This is a genomic window from Vreelandella arcis (genome assembly GCF_900103865.1).
GTDB lineage: Bacteria > Pseudomonadota > Gammaproteobacteria > Pseudomonadales > Halomonadaceae > Vreelandella > Vreelandella arcis.
Map to the genome: position 1 here is coordinate 23,573 of NZ_FNII01000004.1, position 18,024 is coordinate 41,596.

12 protein-coding genes and 2 tRNA genes are annotated in these 18,024 nt (G+C 53.9%); all 14 read right to left on the reverse strand.

Features of this window, described 5'->3' with window-relative positions:
- Positions 1–214 precede the first annotated feature (214 nt).
- Positions 215–5,200: a diguanylate cyclase gene (locus tag BLR97_RS05335; RefSeq protein ID WP_089703262.1), complete on the reverse strand. Its 4,986-nt coding sequence runs from the start codon at positions 5,198–5,200 to the stop codon at positions 215–217.
- Positions 5,201–5,600: 400 nt separating this feature from the next.
- Positions 5,601–5,960, reverse strand: coding sequence for a LysR family transcriptional regulator (locus tag BLR97_RS05340; protein ID WP_244511223.1), 360 nt, complete (start codon positions 5,958–5,960; stop codon positions 5,601–5,603).
- 169 nt (positions 5,961–6,129) lie between these two features.
- On the reverse strand, positions 6,130–7,299 hold the full coding sequence (locus BLR97_RS05345) for an MFS transporter (RefSeq protein WP_089703264.1): 1,170 nt from the start codon (positions 7,297–7,299) through the stop codon (positions 6,130–6,132).
- Between the two features lie 116 nt (positions 7,300–7,415).
- Entirely contained in the window at positions 7,416–9,584 is a 2,169-nt protein-coding gene (gene pnp, locus BLR97_RS05350; RefSeq protein WP_089703265.1) for a polyribonucleotide nucleotidyltransferase, read from the reverse strand.
- A gap of 198 nt (positions 9,585–9,782) precedes the next feature.
- Positions 9,783–10,052 carry a 30S ribosomal protein S15 gene (gene rpsO, locus BLR97_RS05355; protein WP_089703267.1) on the reverse strand — a complete coding sequence of 90 codons (270 nt, stop codon included), beginning with the start codon at positions 10,050–10,052 and terminating at the stop codon, positions 9,783–9,785.
- A gap of 122 nt (positions 10,053–10,174) precedes the next feature.
- Positions 10,175–11,095, reverse strand: a complete 921-nt coding sequence (truB, locus tag BLR97_RS05360) for a tRNA pseudouridine(55) synthase TruB (protein WP_089703270.1) — start codon at positions 11,093–11,095, stop codon at positions 10,175–10,177.
- On the reverse strand, positions 11,095–11,505 hold the full coding sequence (rbfA, locus tag BLR97_RS05365) for a 30S ribosome-binding factor RbfA (RefSeq protein ID WP_089703271.1): 411 nt from the start codon (positions 11,503–11,505) through the stop codon (positions 11,095–11,097). The genes truB and rbfA overlap by 1 nt, the downstream gene beginning before the upstream one ends.
- Before the next feature lie 17 nt (positions 11,506–11,522).
- Positions 11,523–14,060 carry a translation initiation factor IF-2 gene (gene infB / locus BLR97_RS05370; protein WP_089703273.1) on the reverse strand — a complete coding sequence of 846 codons (2,538 nt, stop codon included), beginning with the start codon at positions 14,058–14,060 and terminating at the stop codon, positions 11,523–11,525.
- 27 nt (positions 14,061–14,087) lie between these two features.
- Complete coding sequence (gene nusA / locus BLR97_RS05375) at positions 14,088–15,602, reverse strand: transcription termination factor NusA (protein ID WP_089703275.1); 1,515 nt, start codon at positions 15,600–15,602, stop codon at positions 14,088–14,090.
- Positions 15,603–15,674: 72 nt separating this feature from the next.
- A complete protein-coding gene (rimP, locus tag BLR97_RS05380; protein WP_089703277.1) occupies positions 15,675–16,136 on the reverse strand; it encodes a ribosome maturation factor RimP in 462 nt (153 codons plus the stop codon).
- A 289-nt stretch (positions 16,137–16,425) separates the two neighbouring features.
- Positions 16,426–16,502 (reverse strand) — tRNA-Met (locus tag BLR97_RS05385).
- 200 nt (positions 16,503–16,702) lie between these two features.
- Positions 16,703–16,789: transfer RNA gene (locus BLR97_RS05390), tRNA-Leu, on the reverse strand.
- A 34-nt stretch (positions 16,790–16,823) separates the two neighbouring features.
- Complete coding sequence (secG, locus tag BLR97_RS05395) at positions 16,824–17,225, reverse strand: preprotein translocase subunit SecG (protein ID WP_089703279.1); 402 nt, start codon at positions 17,223–17,225, stop codon at positions 16,824–16,826.
- 4 nt (positions 17,226–17,229) lie between these two features.
- Positions 17,230–17,979: a triose-phosphate isomerase gene (gene tpiA / locus BLR97_RS05400; RefSeq protein ID WP_089703282.1), complete on the reverse strand. Its 750-nt coding sequence runs from the start codon at positions 17,977–17,979 to the stop codon at positions 17,230–17,232.
- Positions 17,980–18,024: the final 45 nt, after the last annotated feature.

The following is an 18,024-nucleotide window of genomic DNA, read 5'->3' on the forward strand; positions in this document are numbered from 1 at the left end:
ACATGCCTCTTCATCATGCTCTCCTAACATCGCTATCACTGGGCTGAGTGTCGCGACAAGACTAGTTTTCTATAGACGGTTATGGCACCAATACCTTGAACGAAAAAATTGCCAATTCTGCAATGAAAAACCGCCCATTCTTTCGTGCTATGCCGGAAACACATGCACACCGAGCCTTGCAGGGGTAATCGCCTAAATACCTTGTAGCAGGGGTTCAGTCATTAGCAGTAAAAACACAGGTGCGATTTTTACCTGCGCTTTTAGCGCGATATAGCGCCTTATCTGCCCGAAGAATCAGTTGTTCTGTATCTACTTCCAGACCCACACTCAGCCCTATACTCATGGTGACTCGAGGTGTGACTGAAGACACTTCATGTGGAATAGCGCGCTGCTCAATGGCTTGATGTATCTTTTCGGCGATGTGCAGAGCACTTGCACGATCAGTAGCAGACAAAATTACCGCAAACTCTTCACCTCCATAACGAGCTACCAGATCCCCAGGCCGCTTGACTACGGTGGTGAAACATTCAGCCACCGCAATCAGGCACTCGTCTCCGGCCAGATGCCCATAATGGTCGTTGTATGCCTTGAACTCATCCAGATCACAGATCAGCAATGTAAAAGGCAATTCATGTCGCTTACAGTAGAGGTATTGTTGCTGCAGAACCTGGTTGAAATGGCGACGGTTACTCAGCCCAGTCAAACCATCGGTCGTCGCCAATGTTTGCAGCTGTTGATTGGCGTTCTGCAGTTTTTGTTCTGCCAGTTTGCGCTCATCATTTTCGTCAGTCAGCCGCTGGTTCAGGTGACGAATGGTATCGTACTGATTCTGTAGTTCCTGCTTCTGCCGTTCGATATCCTGGGTTCGCTCCCCAACCTTCTGTTCCAGCTTTTGGTAAACCAACGCGTTTTCAATCGAAATAGCAATTTGCCCGCCAAGGTAACGTAATAAGGCAAAACGATCCTGTGTAAACACGCCTGCTGCGCTGTCATTTTCCAGATAGACGATTCCTTTTACTTGCCCTTGAATCATCAAAGGCACACAAAGGACTGACAGTACCTGATAACGGGCAAAGTAGGGATCATTAGCAAACACAGCATAGTGGCAGGCATCATCTAATAAAATCGGCTCATGCGATGCCATCGCATAGTTGATCACCCGATGCGGCAGATCCGCTGCCTGATCATAGGGTTGATTCTGCATCACACGGGTTTCCGCCCTCTCCAACAAGGATTCGGCCTGAATCAAGTACTGCCGATCTTCCTGGAGTAACAGCACACAACGCCGAGCCAGCGTATTTTCCTGAAGAATGGTCATCAGGGTTTCCAGTAATCGAGGCAAGCGGCGCTCCTGACTCATTACTTCAACAGCCTGGGCGAGACTCTCAAGGTCGAATTGACCTGCTTGCATGTCAACACTGGCGCTTGCAGCCTGGGGGAGTCCGCTAACCGCTCCCCACTTTTTGGCCAACCATCTCTTTTCCATTTGATGACACTGCGCTGCCAAACGTTGAGCTTGACTGGCATACAGCTGTTCGGACAGTTGGTGTCCAATCATCTGGAGGTTCAGATGACCGTAAAATTCAGCCGTTTTACAGGCTTCCTGATAACAGCTATGGGCCTCTCCTAGACGCCCCACAAGCCGATGCTGTTCCCCTTGGAGCAATTGCGCCCTATCCAGAAAATTACCTGGACTCTGCTTGGCCCAGCGTTGTAATTGCCGTGTATAACGTCTAATCCACCGGCGATCGAGGTGTTTTTTCAGGCCTTTATGAGGGCGAAGGGTTTGCGCCAGAATCAGCGCATGCAGAAAACAATGCTCAGCCGCATGCAGCATGCCTTGGCTATCTTTCATATAACGCTGACTGGTGACAGCAACTGCCGCCGCGTCATCATAATAACCGTGAAAATACAGCACCCACATTTTATTGATGAAGTAGAGATGGGCGAAATGACGCGAACCAAACTGGCTGAGCTTATTTAGATAAGCACGTTCGTCAAAACCATCGTGGCTAAACACCGGCAAGGCGGGTGAAGGATGGCGCAGGTTGAGTAACACCTGGCGAATCCCTACCAGCACTTGATCATGTTCAAGTGCTCCGATGCGCTGCATAGTTGCCTGGAAATGATCACACTGTTGCAAAACCTGCTCTAGCGGTTGCCCCCGCATCAACTGGCTCTGAAGAATTCCTGCCGCCGCACATCCCGCATGAAACCAGTCGCCAACCTTGAGCCCTTGCTCGAAAGCACGCTGCCAGTAACGTTCCGTATCGCTGGCCGGATGCAACCAGGAATGGGCAAAGTATCCATAAACAAAAGGCACTTCAGCACTCTGCATCTGGTTGTTGTAACGCTCCAGCATCGCCAAAGACAAACGACCATATTCGCACCCCGCCTCGGCATGGCCACGGACGCCACCCAGGTAAATCACGCCAAACACCATATAGCCCACCACGGCTTCTCGGGTATTACCGTAGCGCAAGCACAAACGCACTTGCTTGGCCGCCAGTGCCACACAGAGCTCGGGGCGTATCTGATAGGCCGCTTTTTGCATGGCTGACAGCAACAAAATCTGATCACGAATACGCGCATCGCTGGCCTCGGGTAAAGCCAGTAACGTCTCTGTCGTGGAGCCACGCAGTTTGCGTTTGAGGTGCAGATAATCGGCTGCAAAATTCACTGGATTAAAGCCAGCCGGCACACTGAAATCGAGATGAGAAAGCGCTTTCCTGCCTATCTCAAAGGCGTGTTGAAACTCGCCATAATCAGTATGAAATTTAATCAGCAGCTCATAGATTCTGGTACGCTGTCGAGCATCAGTACTGGCCTGTAGCGCCTGCTGATAATAGCTTAATGCTGCCGACTGCTGACCACAAAGATGCTCACATTCAGCTCGCTCTTTAAAGACTTCAGCACGCAATTGTGGGTCAGTTTGCTGCGACAACAAGAGTTTCATCGCCAGAATGACGTACTCCAGTGCCAGCTGAAAATCACCATTGGCCTTGGCAACCTCGGTGGCACGCAGATTCAGTTGACCGATCTGATCCAGCAATCGTGTATCGTTAATCTGATCCAGGGCTGCATTGTAGTGATGCACGCGCTCCAACAACCGAGATTCCGCAGCATCGCTGTCTGCGATACATTGTGCAATCGACAAATGCAGCTGCTGAAGGGCATGCTTATCCAAAAGACTATAGGCTGCCTGCTGTATACGGTCATGAGGAAAAGCATACTCACCCGCTGCTGTCGCCCGGCGAACCAACCACCCATCGGCTTGCGCACTGACCAACAGACGCTCAATGGCCAGATCGGGTAACAAGCACTTCAACATGTCGATACCAAAGTGGTTACCAACACAGGCGGCTGTTTTCAACACCTGCTGCGTCTCATTCGACAAAAATGCCAAACGCTTTGCCAGCAGCTGCACAACATTTTCACTGACCGGTATATCGGTCTGCTGCTGTAAGTCCAGCTTCCAGATCAGATCTGCATGATCGAACCAGAGTACCCGGTGCCGTTGGCACTGACGCAGATACTCCGCCATATAAAACGGGTTGCCATGGGTCTTTTTAACAATGGCAACGGCCAACGCTTCAGCTGCATCGCTTGACAGTCTGAGGCGCTGCTGTAACAGATTGCCGATCACCTGAGCACTCAGTGGCTCCAGGCTGATATCCTGCTGTAGCGTTTGCCGCCCTTGAAGACGCTCCAGAAAACCGCCGAGCATAGTGGTCATATTATCGGCATCCTCTCGGAATGCCAGGATAACCACGACTGAATGCTGCTCATGCTGTGTTTTTTCCAGCCACTCCAGTGTAGCCGTATCAGCCCATTGGCAATCATCCAGAAACACACATAACGGATGATCGATGCTTGCCAGGGTTTGCACAAAACGACTCAACAAGCGATAAAGGCGTACTTTGGCATCAGCTGCGGGCAGCGCCACCACCTCCGGCGGTTGTCCAATGAACAAGGCCAACTCGGGCATAGCCTCTACCAAAATGCCCGCATCGTTTTCCAGGGCCAGACGAAAGGCATCACCCCAGCGCTGCACCTGCTCAGACGATTCAGACAGCAACTGACGTAACAGTTGTTGTAGCCCAGCGAACACCCCCTCAAACGGACTGTTGGAGGCATACTGGTCATATTTCACCTGGACAAAATGGTATTGATCGGCCACAGACTGCTGTGCGGCATAAACCAGACTGGATTTGCCAATACCCGATACACCCCGCACCAAGACCGTCGCCATAGGCTGGCCAACGGATTGACGCAGTGTGGTGACTAACGACTGCAGGGGCGCTTCCCGGCCATATTGTTCACCCTGACTGAACAGTCGGCTGACATCACTCAGATGATCGATTTCAAAATCCGCTAACGGTGCCCCACGCGCCGACATTTCATCACAGATTCGCAAATCTACCGCCACCGCCTCCAGGGTCTGATACCGCTGACCCAGATCAGTCGCCAGCATTTTTTCCAGTATACGCACCAGAACGGGCGCAACGCCTGGGCAGCCACGTTGCAGACTCTGCTGTCCTCCAGGTATTGCCGTTGACAGCACCTTTTGTCTATCGATAGGAGTCTGCCCCGTTAGCATCTGATAAAACAGCGCACCTAAGCCATATATATCACTGCGCTCATCCACCAAAGCACCTGACCGAGGATGCTGTTCAGGTGCTTGATAAGGGCTATTGAGCAGCGCTGGGTCACTCTGAAACTGCGCCCCTGATTCACGCCGCCAGACCTGTCCCAGCCCAAGAATACGAAAATCAGCCAGATCGGGACTAAGAAGCAGATGATCAGGGCATAATCGGGTATGTAGAAATCCTGCTTCATGAATGGACTGTACCGCCTCAGTCAGCGCCACCGCTAAGCCTAGAAATTGATGTTCAGGTAAGGGCTTTCCCGCCAGAAACCGATCCAGCGGTTGACCTTCAAAATACTCCCGCAGCAGCACAGGGGTATCATTCCAGGTAGAAATCCCCTTTGCAGAGATCAGTTTTGTATGCGAAAACCGCTGCAGACGATCAAATTCTTTGCGTAACATATCTGCATGAGATACGCCGGGTACCATGTGTTTGCTGCGCTTAACCACAACAGGCTCATAGGATAGCCTCGCTAACCAGAGTTCTGACCTAGTCGTTTCCTGTAGCAAGGTAATATCACGGAGATCATTCGCAGCTAAGGACAGTTCCATTTACTCGATGCTCAAAATAGAGAGATCAATGAGAGGTTCTGGACAATCAGATCCTTACGGATCACCACCACAAAAAATGTAAACCAGAGCGTTCAGTAGCCAAGAGGTTTGCCAACTGAACCAGGTCTTCACTTCCGGCATTATTCGACCTACGTTAATTGGGCCTGTCGGCGCTGTTGCAGATACAGGGACATGTCGATGATAATGCCACGGTCGCTAAAACCAGACCGGGATTGGTTGACATAAATACGCTTGCCACCGCCATGAACCGACCATAATCACGGTATTCCACATAGGTCGGTTAATCAGCTAACGCCCCCTATATCGATAACGATACCGTACTTTGGGGCTTTTAGGTGCTTCCTCTTGCTCTCCAGTTAACATGATAATCATGACAATCCTACGTGAACTGCGCCTGCAAGCATGGCATCCACTGGGGAAAGAACATCGTCGATATAACATGCGGCGAGCAAAAACGTATTCGCCTTTGCTGATCATTAATATCATCAGCAATGGAGTGTCGAAACCGATCAAAGGAGCCGAGCGCTTGCGAGGCGATCGTTTGCAGGCTGTGGCCTGCCTCCGTCAGCACTAACTCCCCTTTACGACGCTCAAATAACACGGTTCCCGCCCACGTTTCCAGACCCTGAATACGGCGACTCAGTCCTGACACCGACACATGGCAACGCTCAGCGGTGCGACTGCAACTCTTGGTCTCACAGAAAACTAGGAAATCTCTCAAGATTATCAAGTCAATCATTGAAGGATTCCTAGTAGGAAGGCATTAACCATACTTTAACTAAAAATCATCAGTAGGAAACAGCGCTTTTGATTATTTTCCACCCGGCAATAGGTACCCTGCGTGCAACGTACTGGCCTAGCAACATCGCGCTGCTCGCCAGCGCGGTGTTCAGAGCAGCAAGGTTGCTTCAACGCGACTTTACGCCGACCACCTTAGCTGGAGTGCTCATCACCAACAGTGCTCCCAGCAGGAATAATCCGGATGCGGCCCACATGGCAATTGGTAGGCTAGTGCCGTCGACAATCTGCCCACCGACCATTGACCCCAGACCAATCGATAGATTGAAGGTAAACGCCATCAAGGCTGTGGCGGCTTCGGTATTCGGCGCGGTACGCAAAATCCAGGTTTGAATACTGACAGACACGCTGCCGAACACCGCGCCCCAAACCATCAACAACGCCACGCCACTAGTCGGCGTCACACCCAGCCAGGGAAAGACAGCGACTACCAGTAGCAACACACTGGGAATCGCCAACACTGCACGGTAGGGATGCCGCCCGGCATAGATGCCCGCCGCGATATTACCTAGAATGCCCGCCGCCCCGTAAAGCAGCAGCAAGCTACCCACATGTCGCTGGGCGATACCGCTAATGTCCTGCAGCACAGGGCTAATAAAAGTGTAAGCAGCAAAGTGCCCTACGACCACTAGCCCGGTGACAATAACCGCCACTCGAACGCCTTGACTGCCAAACTGCTCAGCAAGCATGGCCAAGCGCACGGGTTCTCGGGGTGGCAGCGGCGGAAGCCAAACCCACAGCGCCAAAGCAGTTAGCAAACTTAATCCGCCTAATGCGCCAAAGGCGACCCGCCAGTTGCTCACATCGCCCAGCAACGTGCCCAGCGGGACACCCAGGACGGACGCGGCGGCGACACCACCAAAAATCACCGTCATCGCTTTAGGCACCTGCGCCTCGGGCACTAAACGCGGGGCAATACTGCCGGCAACCGCCCAAAATCCACCAATGCTGAGACCAATCAACACACGTGAAGCAAGCAAAAAAGCAAAGTTACTCGCTAGCGACGAGAGTACGCTGCCGAGCACCATCACGGCCATCAATAGGGTGAGCATGATGCGCCTATCCAAGCGCCCCACGGCGATCGGTAACAGCGGGGCTGAAAAGGCCGCAACCACACCGGGCACGGTGACCATTAAGCCAGCCATACCGGGGGTAACGCCCATGGTCGATGCCACTTGTGAAAGCAGCCCAATGGGCAGTTGCTCGGCAGTCACCAGCAAAAAGATCCCCATCATCACGGCAATCACTGCCCGCCAGCGCGGCGTTTGTACCTGCTCCATGGTTTTCTCTCATCCTTATATGACCGACAAAACAACACCGCCCCCGCAGCCATAGGCAACGAGGGCGGTGTCAGAAACCGACATGTCGATTAGATAGTAGCTTATAAAATAAAAGCTTAAATCGTGGTCTCGGTTTCCGCTTCTTCCGCTGCGAAAGCAGCTTTCTCTTCTTCGGTAATCTCTTTCATCGACAATTTCACGCGATTACGGTTGTCGATATCCAACACCTTCACGATCACATCGTCGCCTTCGTTCATGAAGTCGCGGACGTTATTTACACGCTCCTGAACAATTTGTGAGATGTGCACCAAGCCATCGGTACCCGGCATGATGTTCACAAAAGCCCCAAAGTCGGCAATACGTACGACCTTGCCTTTGTAGAGCTTGCCGATTTCGGCTTCGGCGGTAATCGCCAGCACGGTGTCGATAGCTTTTTTCGCCGCTGTTTTATCTTCGGCGTAAATACGCACGGTGCCGTCGTCATCCAGATCGATAGAAGCGCCGGTATCTTCGCAGATTTTACGAATCGTCGCGCCGCCCTTACCGATCACGTCGCGGATCTTGTCCGGATCGATTTTGATGGTCGCCATGGACGGAGCGTTATCCGACACTTCCGTACGGCTCTGGGCGATGACGGCATTCATCTGCTCAAGAATACCCAGACGCGCTGCGAGAGCCTGTTGCAGCGCCGTTTCCATGATTTCTTCGTTGATGCCCTCGATCTTGATGTCCATTTGCAGGGCGGTGACACCCTCTTCAGAACCGGCGACTTTAAAATCCATATCGCCCAGGTGATCTTCATCGCCGAGGATATCGGTCAAAACGGCGTAGCCGTCTTCATCTTTCACCAGGCCCATGGCAATACCGGCCACCGGCGCTTTCAGCGGAACACCAGCATCCATCAGTGCAAGCGAAGAGCCGCATACCGAGGCCATGGAGCTTGAGCCGTTGGACTCGGTGATCTCCGAGACCACGCGAATGGTATAGGGGAAAGCGTCTTCCGAGGGCAGCATGGCCTGAACACCACGGCGCGCTAGACGACCATGGCCGATTTCACGGCGCTTAGGTCCGCCAAAAAAGCCGGCTTCGCCCACGCAGTACGGAGGGAAGTTATAGTGCAGCATAAAGCGGTCTTTACGCTCGCCTTCAAGCGACTCAATCAGCTGCGAATCGCGCAGCGTACCCAGGGTCGCAATCGCGATCGCCTGGGTCTCGCCGCGGGTGAAGACGGCCGAGCCGTGGGTTTTCGGCAGGGTGCCCACTTCAATGTCCAGCGGACGCACGGTGGCATTGTCGCGGCCATCAATACGCGGCTCGCCCTTGATGACGCGCGAGCGAACGACGCGCTTCTCAAGGCCGGCAAATGCGCCTTTGACATCATCCGCGCTAAATTTACCCTCGGTGTCTTCACCCTCGGCGGCGGCTAGCTGTGCCACTGCGTCGTCTTTCAGAGCCGACAGCGCATCTTGGCGTTCCATCTTGTCGGTGATGCGATAGGCTTCGCCGACTTTTGCTTCAAAGGCGTCCGCAATGGCCGACTTCAGCGCAACGTTTTCTTCAGCTGGTTGCCAGTCCCAGCGCGGCTTACCGGCTTCAGCGGCCAGCTCATTAATCGCGCCAATCGCCACCTGCATTTCTTGATGACCAAACAGCACAGCGCCGAGCATTTCGTCTTCGAGCAACTCTTTGGCTTCGGACTCAACCATCAGCACGGCTTGTTCCGTACCGGCAACCACCATATCGAGCTCAGAGGTGACGAGTTCTTCTACGGTTGGATTCAAGAAGTAGCCTTGCTCGTCGTTAAAACCGACGCGCGCGCAGCCAATCGGGCCACTGAACGGAACACCTGAAATCGCCAGTGCCGCCGAGGTACCCAGCATGGCCGCGATATCCGGATCGTGATTGCGATCGGTTGAAAGCACCGTACAGATAACCTGGACTTCATTCATGAAGCCTTTAGGAAACAGCGGGCGGATCGGACGGTCGATCAAACGCGATGTTAAGGTCTCTTTCTCGGTCGGACGCCCTTCGCGCTTGAAGAAACCGCCAGGAATCTTACCCACTGCGTAGGTCTTCTCTTGATAGTGAACCGAGAGCGGGAAAAAGGGTTGATTGGGCTTCGCTTCTTTCTTGGCGACTACCGTACACAATACGACGGTATCATCCATGGTCACCATAACGGCACCAGTGGCTTGGCGAGCGATACGCCCAGTTTCTAGCGTGACGGTGCTTCGACCGTATTGAAACGTTTTTTTAACCGGATTCACGGCTGCTTCCTTTAACATTAATATCTACTTGTCTTTTCGTTTAGGTCGTTTTGACTCGTCACTATTCTAGGCGTTGCCGGGCGATAGGGCTACCAGTAACCCAAAATCGCCGGATGTGATGCTATCAGCGCTCAATAATAGTTCAGTCGAATTCGCCCATAAAAAAACGGGCAGCTCCTAGGAGCTGCCCGTTTATCAATCTTCGCCAACAAACACTTAGCGGCGGAGACTTAAGCGCTGAATCAGAGACTGATAGCGTTCAAAATCTTTACGCTTCAGGTAATCCAGCAGCTTACGACGCTGGTTTACCATGCGGATCAGACCACGACGCGAGTGGTGATCCTGCTTGTTGGTTTTGAAGTGGTCCTGCAGGCCGTTGATGTTGGCGCTTAGCAGGGCAACCTGAACTTCAGGGGAACCGGTGTCGTTCTCGCCGCGGCCGTATTCGTTGACGATTTCGGCCTTCTTTTCAGCGGTTAATGCCATCTGTCTCTCCAGTAAGCAATATGCCTAACAATGAATGGGTGAGACCACGCATATTTGCAGTCTCAAGTTACTCTTTAGCACGAACAATTTTCGCGCAAATCGCTGCATCCTTGCAACATTTGTCACGAGATAGCGACCGTACTTAATAGCCGCTTAGGTGCCACTTCCTGGGCCCCTTTTATGACGCCGAGACCAATAAACGCTTCGGCGTAATAAAGTCTTGTCAGCGCATCGGGTGCCAGTGAACCAACCGCTATATTCGCCGACTGGCCATGGGCAAGGCGCCCAAAGGCCGATTCATCGATCGACAGCGGCGGTAGGTGATCCACCAATACATCGACGGGCATCAGCTCGGTTTCACGTGCTGTCTGATCCGCTAATGCTTCCAGCTCTTCTAGCGTCCACATGGCATCACCGGTAAAAGGCCCTGTCTTAAGCCTTCTCAGTTGGCTGATGTGGCCGCCACAACCCAATGCCTTGCCTATATCTTCGGCTAACGTACGAATATACGTGCCTTTACTGCAGCTTACTTCCAACTCGAACGCCGAGCCTTCAAATGCAAGCAGGCGCGCATCATACACGCTTACTCGCCGGGCTGCACGCTCTACCTGCTTGCCTTCGCGGGCCAGCTCGTAAAGCTTCTTGCCTTGATGCTTGAGAGCCGAATACATCGGCGGCACTTGGTCAATCTCACCGCAAAAGCGGGTGAGCACCGCTTCCACGTCATCGACGCTTAGGCTGGGAACCTCATGCTGCTCAATCATCGTGCCTTCTGCATCGCCGGTATCGGTGATCACCCCCAGTTCTACCCGGGTGCGATATACCTTATCGGCTTCCAGCAAGTGCGATGAGAACTTGGTAGCCTCCCCTAGACAGATCGGCAGCAAGCCGGTTGCCATCGGATCCAGCGTACCGGTGTGACCCGCTTTTTGCGCGTCGAACAGACGACGCACCCGCTGGAGAGCATGGTTGCTGGACAGGCCTTTAGGCTTGTCCAACAGCACAATGCCGTTAACCGGTAAGCCGCGACGACGACGCGCCATTAACGCGGCTCCTCACCTTGTTCACCCGCATCATCATCGTCACCTTGACGAGCACGGTCGGTTGAAACCGCTTCGTCAATCAGTGATGAGAGATGCTGACCACGCACGACGCTTTCGTCGAAATGAAAGCGCAGTTCCGGCACGTGACGCAGTTTAATGCGCTTGGCAATTTGGCTTCTCAGAAAACCGGCGGCCCGTTTCAGAACCTGCAGGTTTTCCTTGATACGCTCGGGGTCTTGCTCACCCAGTAGGGTGACGTAGATATCGGCGTAGCCAAGGTCACGGCTGACGGTGGCCCCGCTGACCGTGACCATGCCCAGGCGTGGGTCTTTCACTTCGCGCTGGATCAGCACCGCCAGCTCCTTCTGGAGCTGGTCGGCTACTCGGTCGGTACGCTTGAATTCGCGCATGATTGCTCCTCGCGGCCTTAGAGGCTGCGCTCGACCTTCACTTGGTCAAAGACTTCGATCTTGTCGCCGACCTGGACATCGTTGTAGTTCTTCACGCCGATGCCACACTCAACGCCGCTACGTACTTCCTGAACGTCGTCTTTATAGCGCCGCAGCGATTCGAGCTCGCCTTCGTAGATCACCACGTCATCGCGCAGCACGCGAATCTTCTTGTTACGATGCACGGTGCCTTCGACCACCATACAGCCGGCGATCGCGCCGATCTTCGGCGCACGGAAGACGTCGCGGACTTCGGCAATACCGACGATCTCTTCTTTCCACTCGGGCGCAAGCATACCGCTCATCGCCTGCTTGACCTCGTCGATCAGCTGGTAGATGACGCTGTAGTAGCGCAGATCCAGGCCTTCACGCTCGATGATCTCGCGAGCGGCGGCGTCGGCACGCACGTTAAAGCCGACAACGATAGCCTCGGAGGCGAGCGCCAGGTTGGCATCGGTACCGGTGATACCGCCCACGCCGGAAGAAACAACCGCCACTTCGACTTCGTCGGTGGAGAGTTCTTCCAATGCGCCTTTGATGGCTTCCAGCGACCCTTGTACGTCGACTTTCAAGACGATGTTGACCTTGGCCACTTCGTCTTGGCCCATCTGGCTGAACATGTTCTCCAGTTTGGCCTTTTGCTGACGCGCCAGACGCACTTCGCGGTACTTGCCTTGACGGAAGTTAGCCACTTCGCGCGCTTTCTTCTCGTCGGCAACCACCATGAAGTCGTCACCGGCGTCCGGTGTGCCATCCAAGCCTTGGATCTCAACCGGCATGGCCGGGCCAACCTCATCCACTTGCTTGGCAAGTTCGTTGGTCAGCGCACGGACACGACCGTAGTGCAGACCGGCCAGGACGATATCGCCTTTCTTAAGCGTACCGTTTTGAACCAGCACGGTTGCCACGGGGCCACGCCCTTTATCCAAACGCGATTCGACCACCACGCCTTTACCAGGCGCTTCCGGTACCGCTTTAAGTTCAAGCACTTCCGAGACCAGTTGGATTGCTTCCAACAGTTCCTCAATGCCATCGCCGGATTTGGCGGACACGTGGACGAACTGGGTATCGCCACCCCACTCTTCTGAAATCACGCCGTGCTGCGAGAGTTCGTTACGAATGCGGTCGAAGTCGGCACCCTCTTTGTCGATCTTGTTGACCGCCACTACCATCGGCACGCCCGCCGCTTTGGAGTGCTCGATCGCCTCAACCGTCTGGGGCATCACACCGTCATCCGCCGCCACGACCAAGATGACCACGTCGGTCGCCTGGGCACCGCGGGCACGCATGGCGGTGAACGCCGCGTGACCAGGCGTATCCAGGAACGTCACGCCGCCATGTTCGTCTTCCACATGGTAGGCACCGATATGCTGGGTAATCCCCCCCGCTTCGCCGGTCGCCACTTTGGCCTTGCGGATATAATCGAGCAGCGAGGTCTTACCATGGTCGACGTGACCCATGACGGTCACGACCGGTGAACGGGTGATCTCTTCGCCTTCGTAGGAAATACCCTCAAGCATTTCCGTTTCCAGCGCATCATCTTTCACCAGCTTGACTTTATGGCCCATCTCTTCGACGACAATCGCCGCGGTGTCCTGGTCGATCGTTTGGTTGATCGTCACCGCCGCGCCCATATTGAACATGGCCTTGATCACTTCATTGGCTTTAATCGACATTTTGTCGGCCAATTCCGCCACGCTGATCGACTCAGGGATCGAGACTTCACGGACAATCGGCTGGGTCGGTTTCTGGAAACCATGCTTGCCATTGCCGCCGGTTGCGCCACCGCGACGACCGCCACGACGTTCGGCGCGCTTGGCTTTCTTGCCACCACCACGTTTACGCTCTTCGCGATCACCACGGTCTTCATCGTCACGACGACCTTTATTTTTCGCCGCGGCTTTCTTAGGTGGCGCGGTACGACGGTCAGAGCGGCCTTCTTTCGGCGGCGCTGGCGGCATATCGTCATTGGACGGCGTGTCGTCGATTTGAAGCTCGGGCACGTCGACATTAGGCGCTTTTGGCGCAGCCGTTTCAGCCTGCTTTTCCGCCTCTTTACGCGCTGCTTCTTCAGCCGCCTTGGCTTTTTCAGCCGCCGCTTTTTCGTCCGCTTCACGCGCTTCGCGCGCTTTACTTTCAGCTTCAGCTTCGGCCATATCACCGACTAGCTGACGAGGCCCCGTATGCTTGGGCTCAGCTGCTTTCGGCTTGTCTTCTTCGGCACGCTTAACGTAAGTTTTCTTTTTACGAACCTGAACATCAATCGTTTTACCACGCTCGCCGGTTTTAATTCGGCTGCGCGTCTTACGCGTCAGGGTAATACGGTCTTTGCTTGGCTCGACTTCATCGCCACCGTGGCTTTTCTTCAGAAAATTAAGCAGCGTGCGCTTATCTTCCTCGGATACCGCATCGTTTTCCGAGGCGTGCTGCAAACCCGCTTGTTTCATCTGCTCTAGCAGGCGAGGCACATCGCGGCCCACCTTTGTTGCAAAATCTTTAACTGTCATATCTGACATAATGACCCTCCTCAGCCCGTGACCTGTTTACTGTGTGTTCGAATCCGATGCGTCATCGACTTCAAACCAGGGCGCACGGGCAGTCATGATCAGTGCCGCTGCGCGCGCTTCGTCCAACTCCTCGATATCGACCAGATCGTCGACAGACTGCTCGGCGAGATCTTCCATGGTGACAATGCCACGACTGGCGAAAATGAACGCCAAGTGACGCTCCATGCCGTCCATCGCCAGCAGGTCTTCCGCTGGCTGAGCACCGTCTAGTGCTTCTTCCGAGGCAATCGCCATCGTCAGCAGCTCGTCTTTCGCACGTGCGCGTAGTTCTTCCACTAGATCCTCATCAAACTCTTCAATTTCGAGCATTTCTTCTAGCGGTACGTAGGCTACTTCTTCTAAGGTGGTAAACCCTTCGTCTACCAGCAGACGGGCAACATCGTCGTCGACCTGCAAATGCTGCACGAAGGAATCAACCAAACTATCTATTTCTTGGTCGTGCTTAGCGTCAGCTTCCTCTTCCGTCATGACGTTGATACGCCAGCCGGTCAGCTCAGAAGCCAAGCGCACGTTCTGGCCGCTACGGCCAATGGCCTGGGCCAGGTTATCCTGGGCAACGGCAACGTCCATCGCATGGGCATCTTCGTCAACAAGAATAGAGGCCACATCGGCCGGCGCCATGGCGTTAATCACCAATTGAGCGGGATTGTCGTCCCACAGCACGATATCCACGCGCTCATTTTGCAGTTCCGAAGAGACCGCTTGAACGCGCGAACCACGCATGCCCACGCAAGCACCCACCGGGTCGATGCGTCGATCATTGGTTTTCACGGCAATTTTAGCCCGTGAACCGGGGTCGCGTGCCGCGCCTTTAATCTCAATCAGTTGCTCAGCGATTTCAGGCACTTCAATTTTGAATAGCTCGATAATCAGATCGGGGCTGGTGCGCGATAACTGCAACTGCGCACCGCGAGCCTCAGGATCGACCTTAACAAGCAGCGCTCGAACCCGCTCGTTCATACGATAGCGTTCGCCATGAATCATTTCATTACGCGGCAAAAACGCTTCAGCGTTGTCGCCTAAATCAATGATCAAGCCGTCTCGAGTGGTCTTTTTTACAATACCGGCAACCAGCTCTCCTTCACGATCCGTGTATTGACGAACAACTTCGGCACGCTCGGCTTCACGCACTTTTTGTACGATCACTTGCTTGGCCGTTTGTGCAGCGATACGGCCAAACGAGGCATTTTCGATGCTTTTTTCGACGACATCGCCCAACTTCAACGGTGGATCGCGCTGTTCGGCGATGCTTTGTTTAATTTCGTAATCCGGCGTTTCAAACTCGTCGTCTTCTACGACCGTCCAATAGCGGAACGTCTCGTAATCCCCTGTACGGCGGTCAATATGCACTCGCACGTTGGCTTCTTCTTGCTCAAAACGCTTGCGCGAAGCGCTTGCAAGAGCGGCTTCTACCGCTTCGAAAATAACGTCGCGAGAAACACCTTTTTCGTTAGAGATCGCGTCAACGACCATTAAAATTTCTTTACTCATGCGTTTGCCTCGCCAGAAAACCTGTCCTTATGTGCATCGCGCCAGCTGCCTGCCGGCGACCACGCCACCCGGTTAATCGTCGTACTGCGGTACGATGTGAGCAGAATCGATGCCCTCAATAGGGAAACAAAATTCTTCACCATCCAACTGCAGTAGTATTTCGTCGCCCTCGACACCGACCAGCAACCCCTGAAACTTACGTCGGCCGTCAAAAGGAGCGCGCAGTTTGAGCGCGATATGATGACCTTGAAAACGGGAAAAATGATCCAGGGTATACAGCGGGCGCGCCATGCCCGGCGAAGACACTTCTAGCCGATACTCTCCTGGGATGGGATCTTCGACGTCCAGCACCGCGCTGACTTGACGGCTAATATCGGCGCAATCTTCGACATTCACGCCGCTATCGCGCTCAATATAAATGACTAGTCGCGAGTGCTTACCCTGAGAAAGATGATCGATGCCCCATAGCTCAAAGCCCATGGCAGCGACGACAGGTTCGATCAGCGCGTGCAGCGCCGCATGTTTTGTGGCCACAGACAATGCTCCTATAGCCGTTGCATCAGGCACCTGGCCAGGAGACATATAAAAAGCTAGGTGGCTGATTGGCGTTACCCGGGAATGTGTCTCCGGCAAGCCGATAGACATCCGCCCTTGAGACACGCTTGTTAACGAAAAGCTGCTAACAAAAAGCCCCTTCACAGGAAGGGGCTTTTCGAAAGAAACCTGTTACACCAACATGACGTTAAGCATCGGGAAAGCCCTTAACGATGGCAGCGCTTCCTACTACTTGAAGCGTTACGCATGATTGCTTATCGCCAGAAAGTGGTAGCGGGGACCGGATTTGAACCGATGACCTTCGGGTTATGAGCCCGACGAGCTACCAGACTGCTCCACCCCGCATCAATCTAGGTCGACGATAATAGACGCTTAAGGTTAATTCGTCAAGCTGTCTTTTATCGTGATCGACTTAACTATTATCTCTAGCACTACGTTTGGTATGCAAATGACGCAAACAACAGTGGCTTCGAGAACAACAGCCATTTCACGCTACGCGTGATAACACTAGCTATATCTGGGAACTGGAGAACCAGCGCATCAGATGGTGCCGAAGGCGGGACTTGAACCCGCACGACCGTAAGGTCACTACCCCCTCAAGATAGCGTGTCTACCAATTCCACCACTTCGGCATCAGGGGAGGCTGAAGAAAGCAAGATCAATCAGTTACTCGCTACTTTCCTCTAGCACTGGCGCGGCATTATCCGGACTTTCATTGCTGCCGTCAAGCACTGGCGCGTCACTACCCGAACTTTCATCACTGTCGTCAAGCACCGGGGCATTTTGCTGCTGCTCAATCAGGTTTGCATCAGGAATGCCCGCTTCCGGGGCTTGCCCTGCCTGAGTAGCAAAGTAGGCCAGCGCCATTGAGGTGACGAAAAAACCCGCCGCAAGGATGGCCGTGAACCGCGACAGGAAATTACCGCTACCGCGAGAACCAAACACCGTTTGCGACGCACCGCCGCCAAAAGCGGCCCCTGCTTCGGCACCTTTACCCTGCTGAAGCAGAATGAGAACAACCAAGGCGATCGCAATCACCACGTGGATCATAAGAATTGCAACTTGCATGGCGTTATCCTGCTGACTGACAAATAGCGTAAAAATCGTCGGTTTTGAGCGAAGCACCACCCACTAAACCGCCGTCGATGTCCGGCTGAGCAAGTAGCTCAGCCGCATTGTTTGCGTTCATACTGCCGCCGTAAAGCAGCTTAAGCTGCTCGGCGAGCGTTTTGTCGAACGAGGCCTGATAGGAACGAATACCGGCCATCACGTCCTGAGCCTGCTCAGGGGTGGCGGTGCGCCCGGTTCCAATCGCCCATACTGGCTCGTAAGCGACGACTACCTGGTAACGTTGCACTGGCTCCAAACGTGCCATTACATACCCTACTTGGCGCAGCACAACCTCCATGGTGTTACCTGCATCGCGTTCTTCAAGCGATTCACCCACGCAAAGAATCGGTATCATCCCCACCTCTAACGCGGCAATAAGGCGATCAAACACCTCTTCATCGCTTTCCCGATAGAGCTGGCGTCGCTCTGAATGTCCTACCAGAACGTAGGCCACATCAAACTCTTTAAGCATCCGGCCGCTAACTTCACCCGTATGCGCACCTGAGTGTTGAGGATTAAGCGTCTGCGCGCCTAGTTGCAACGGCGTATTCGCAAAAGCGTTACGCGCTGCCTCCAAATAGGGAAACGGCGGGATCACGACCACGTCGACGCCATCAGGCAATTTTGCGGCGGCGAACGCGTCGCCAAAGGCATCAATCAGCGCCGTCGAACCGTTCATCTTCCAGTTACCGGCGATTAATGGCGTACGCATTGACTCTCCTCACACAAGGTGGAGCGAAATGGTATAGGAGCGGAC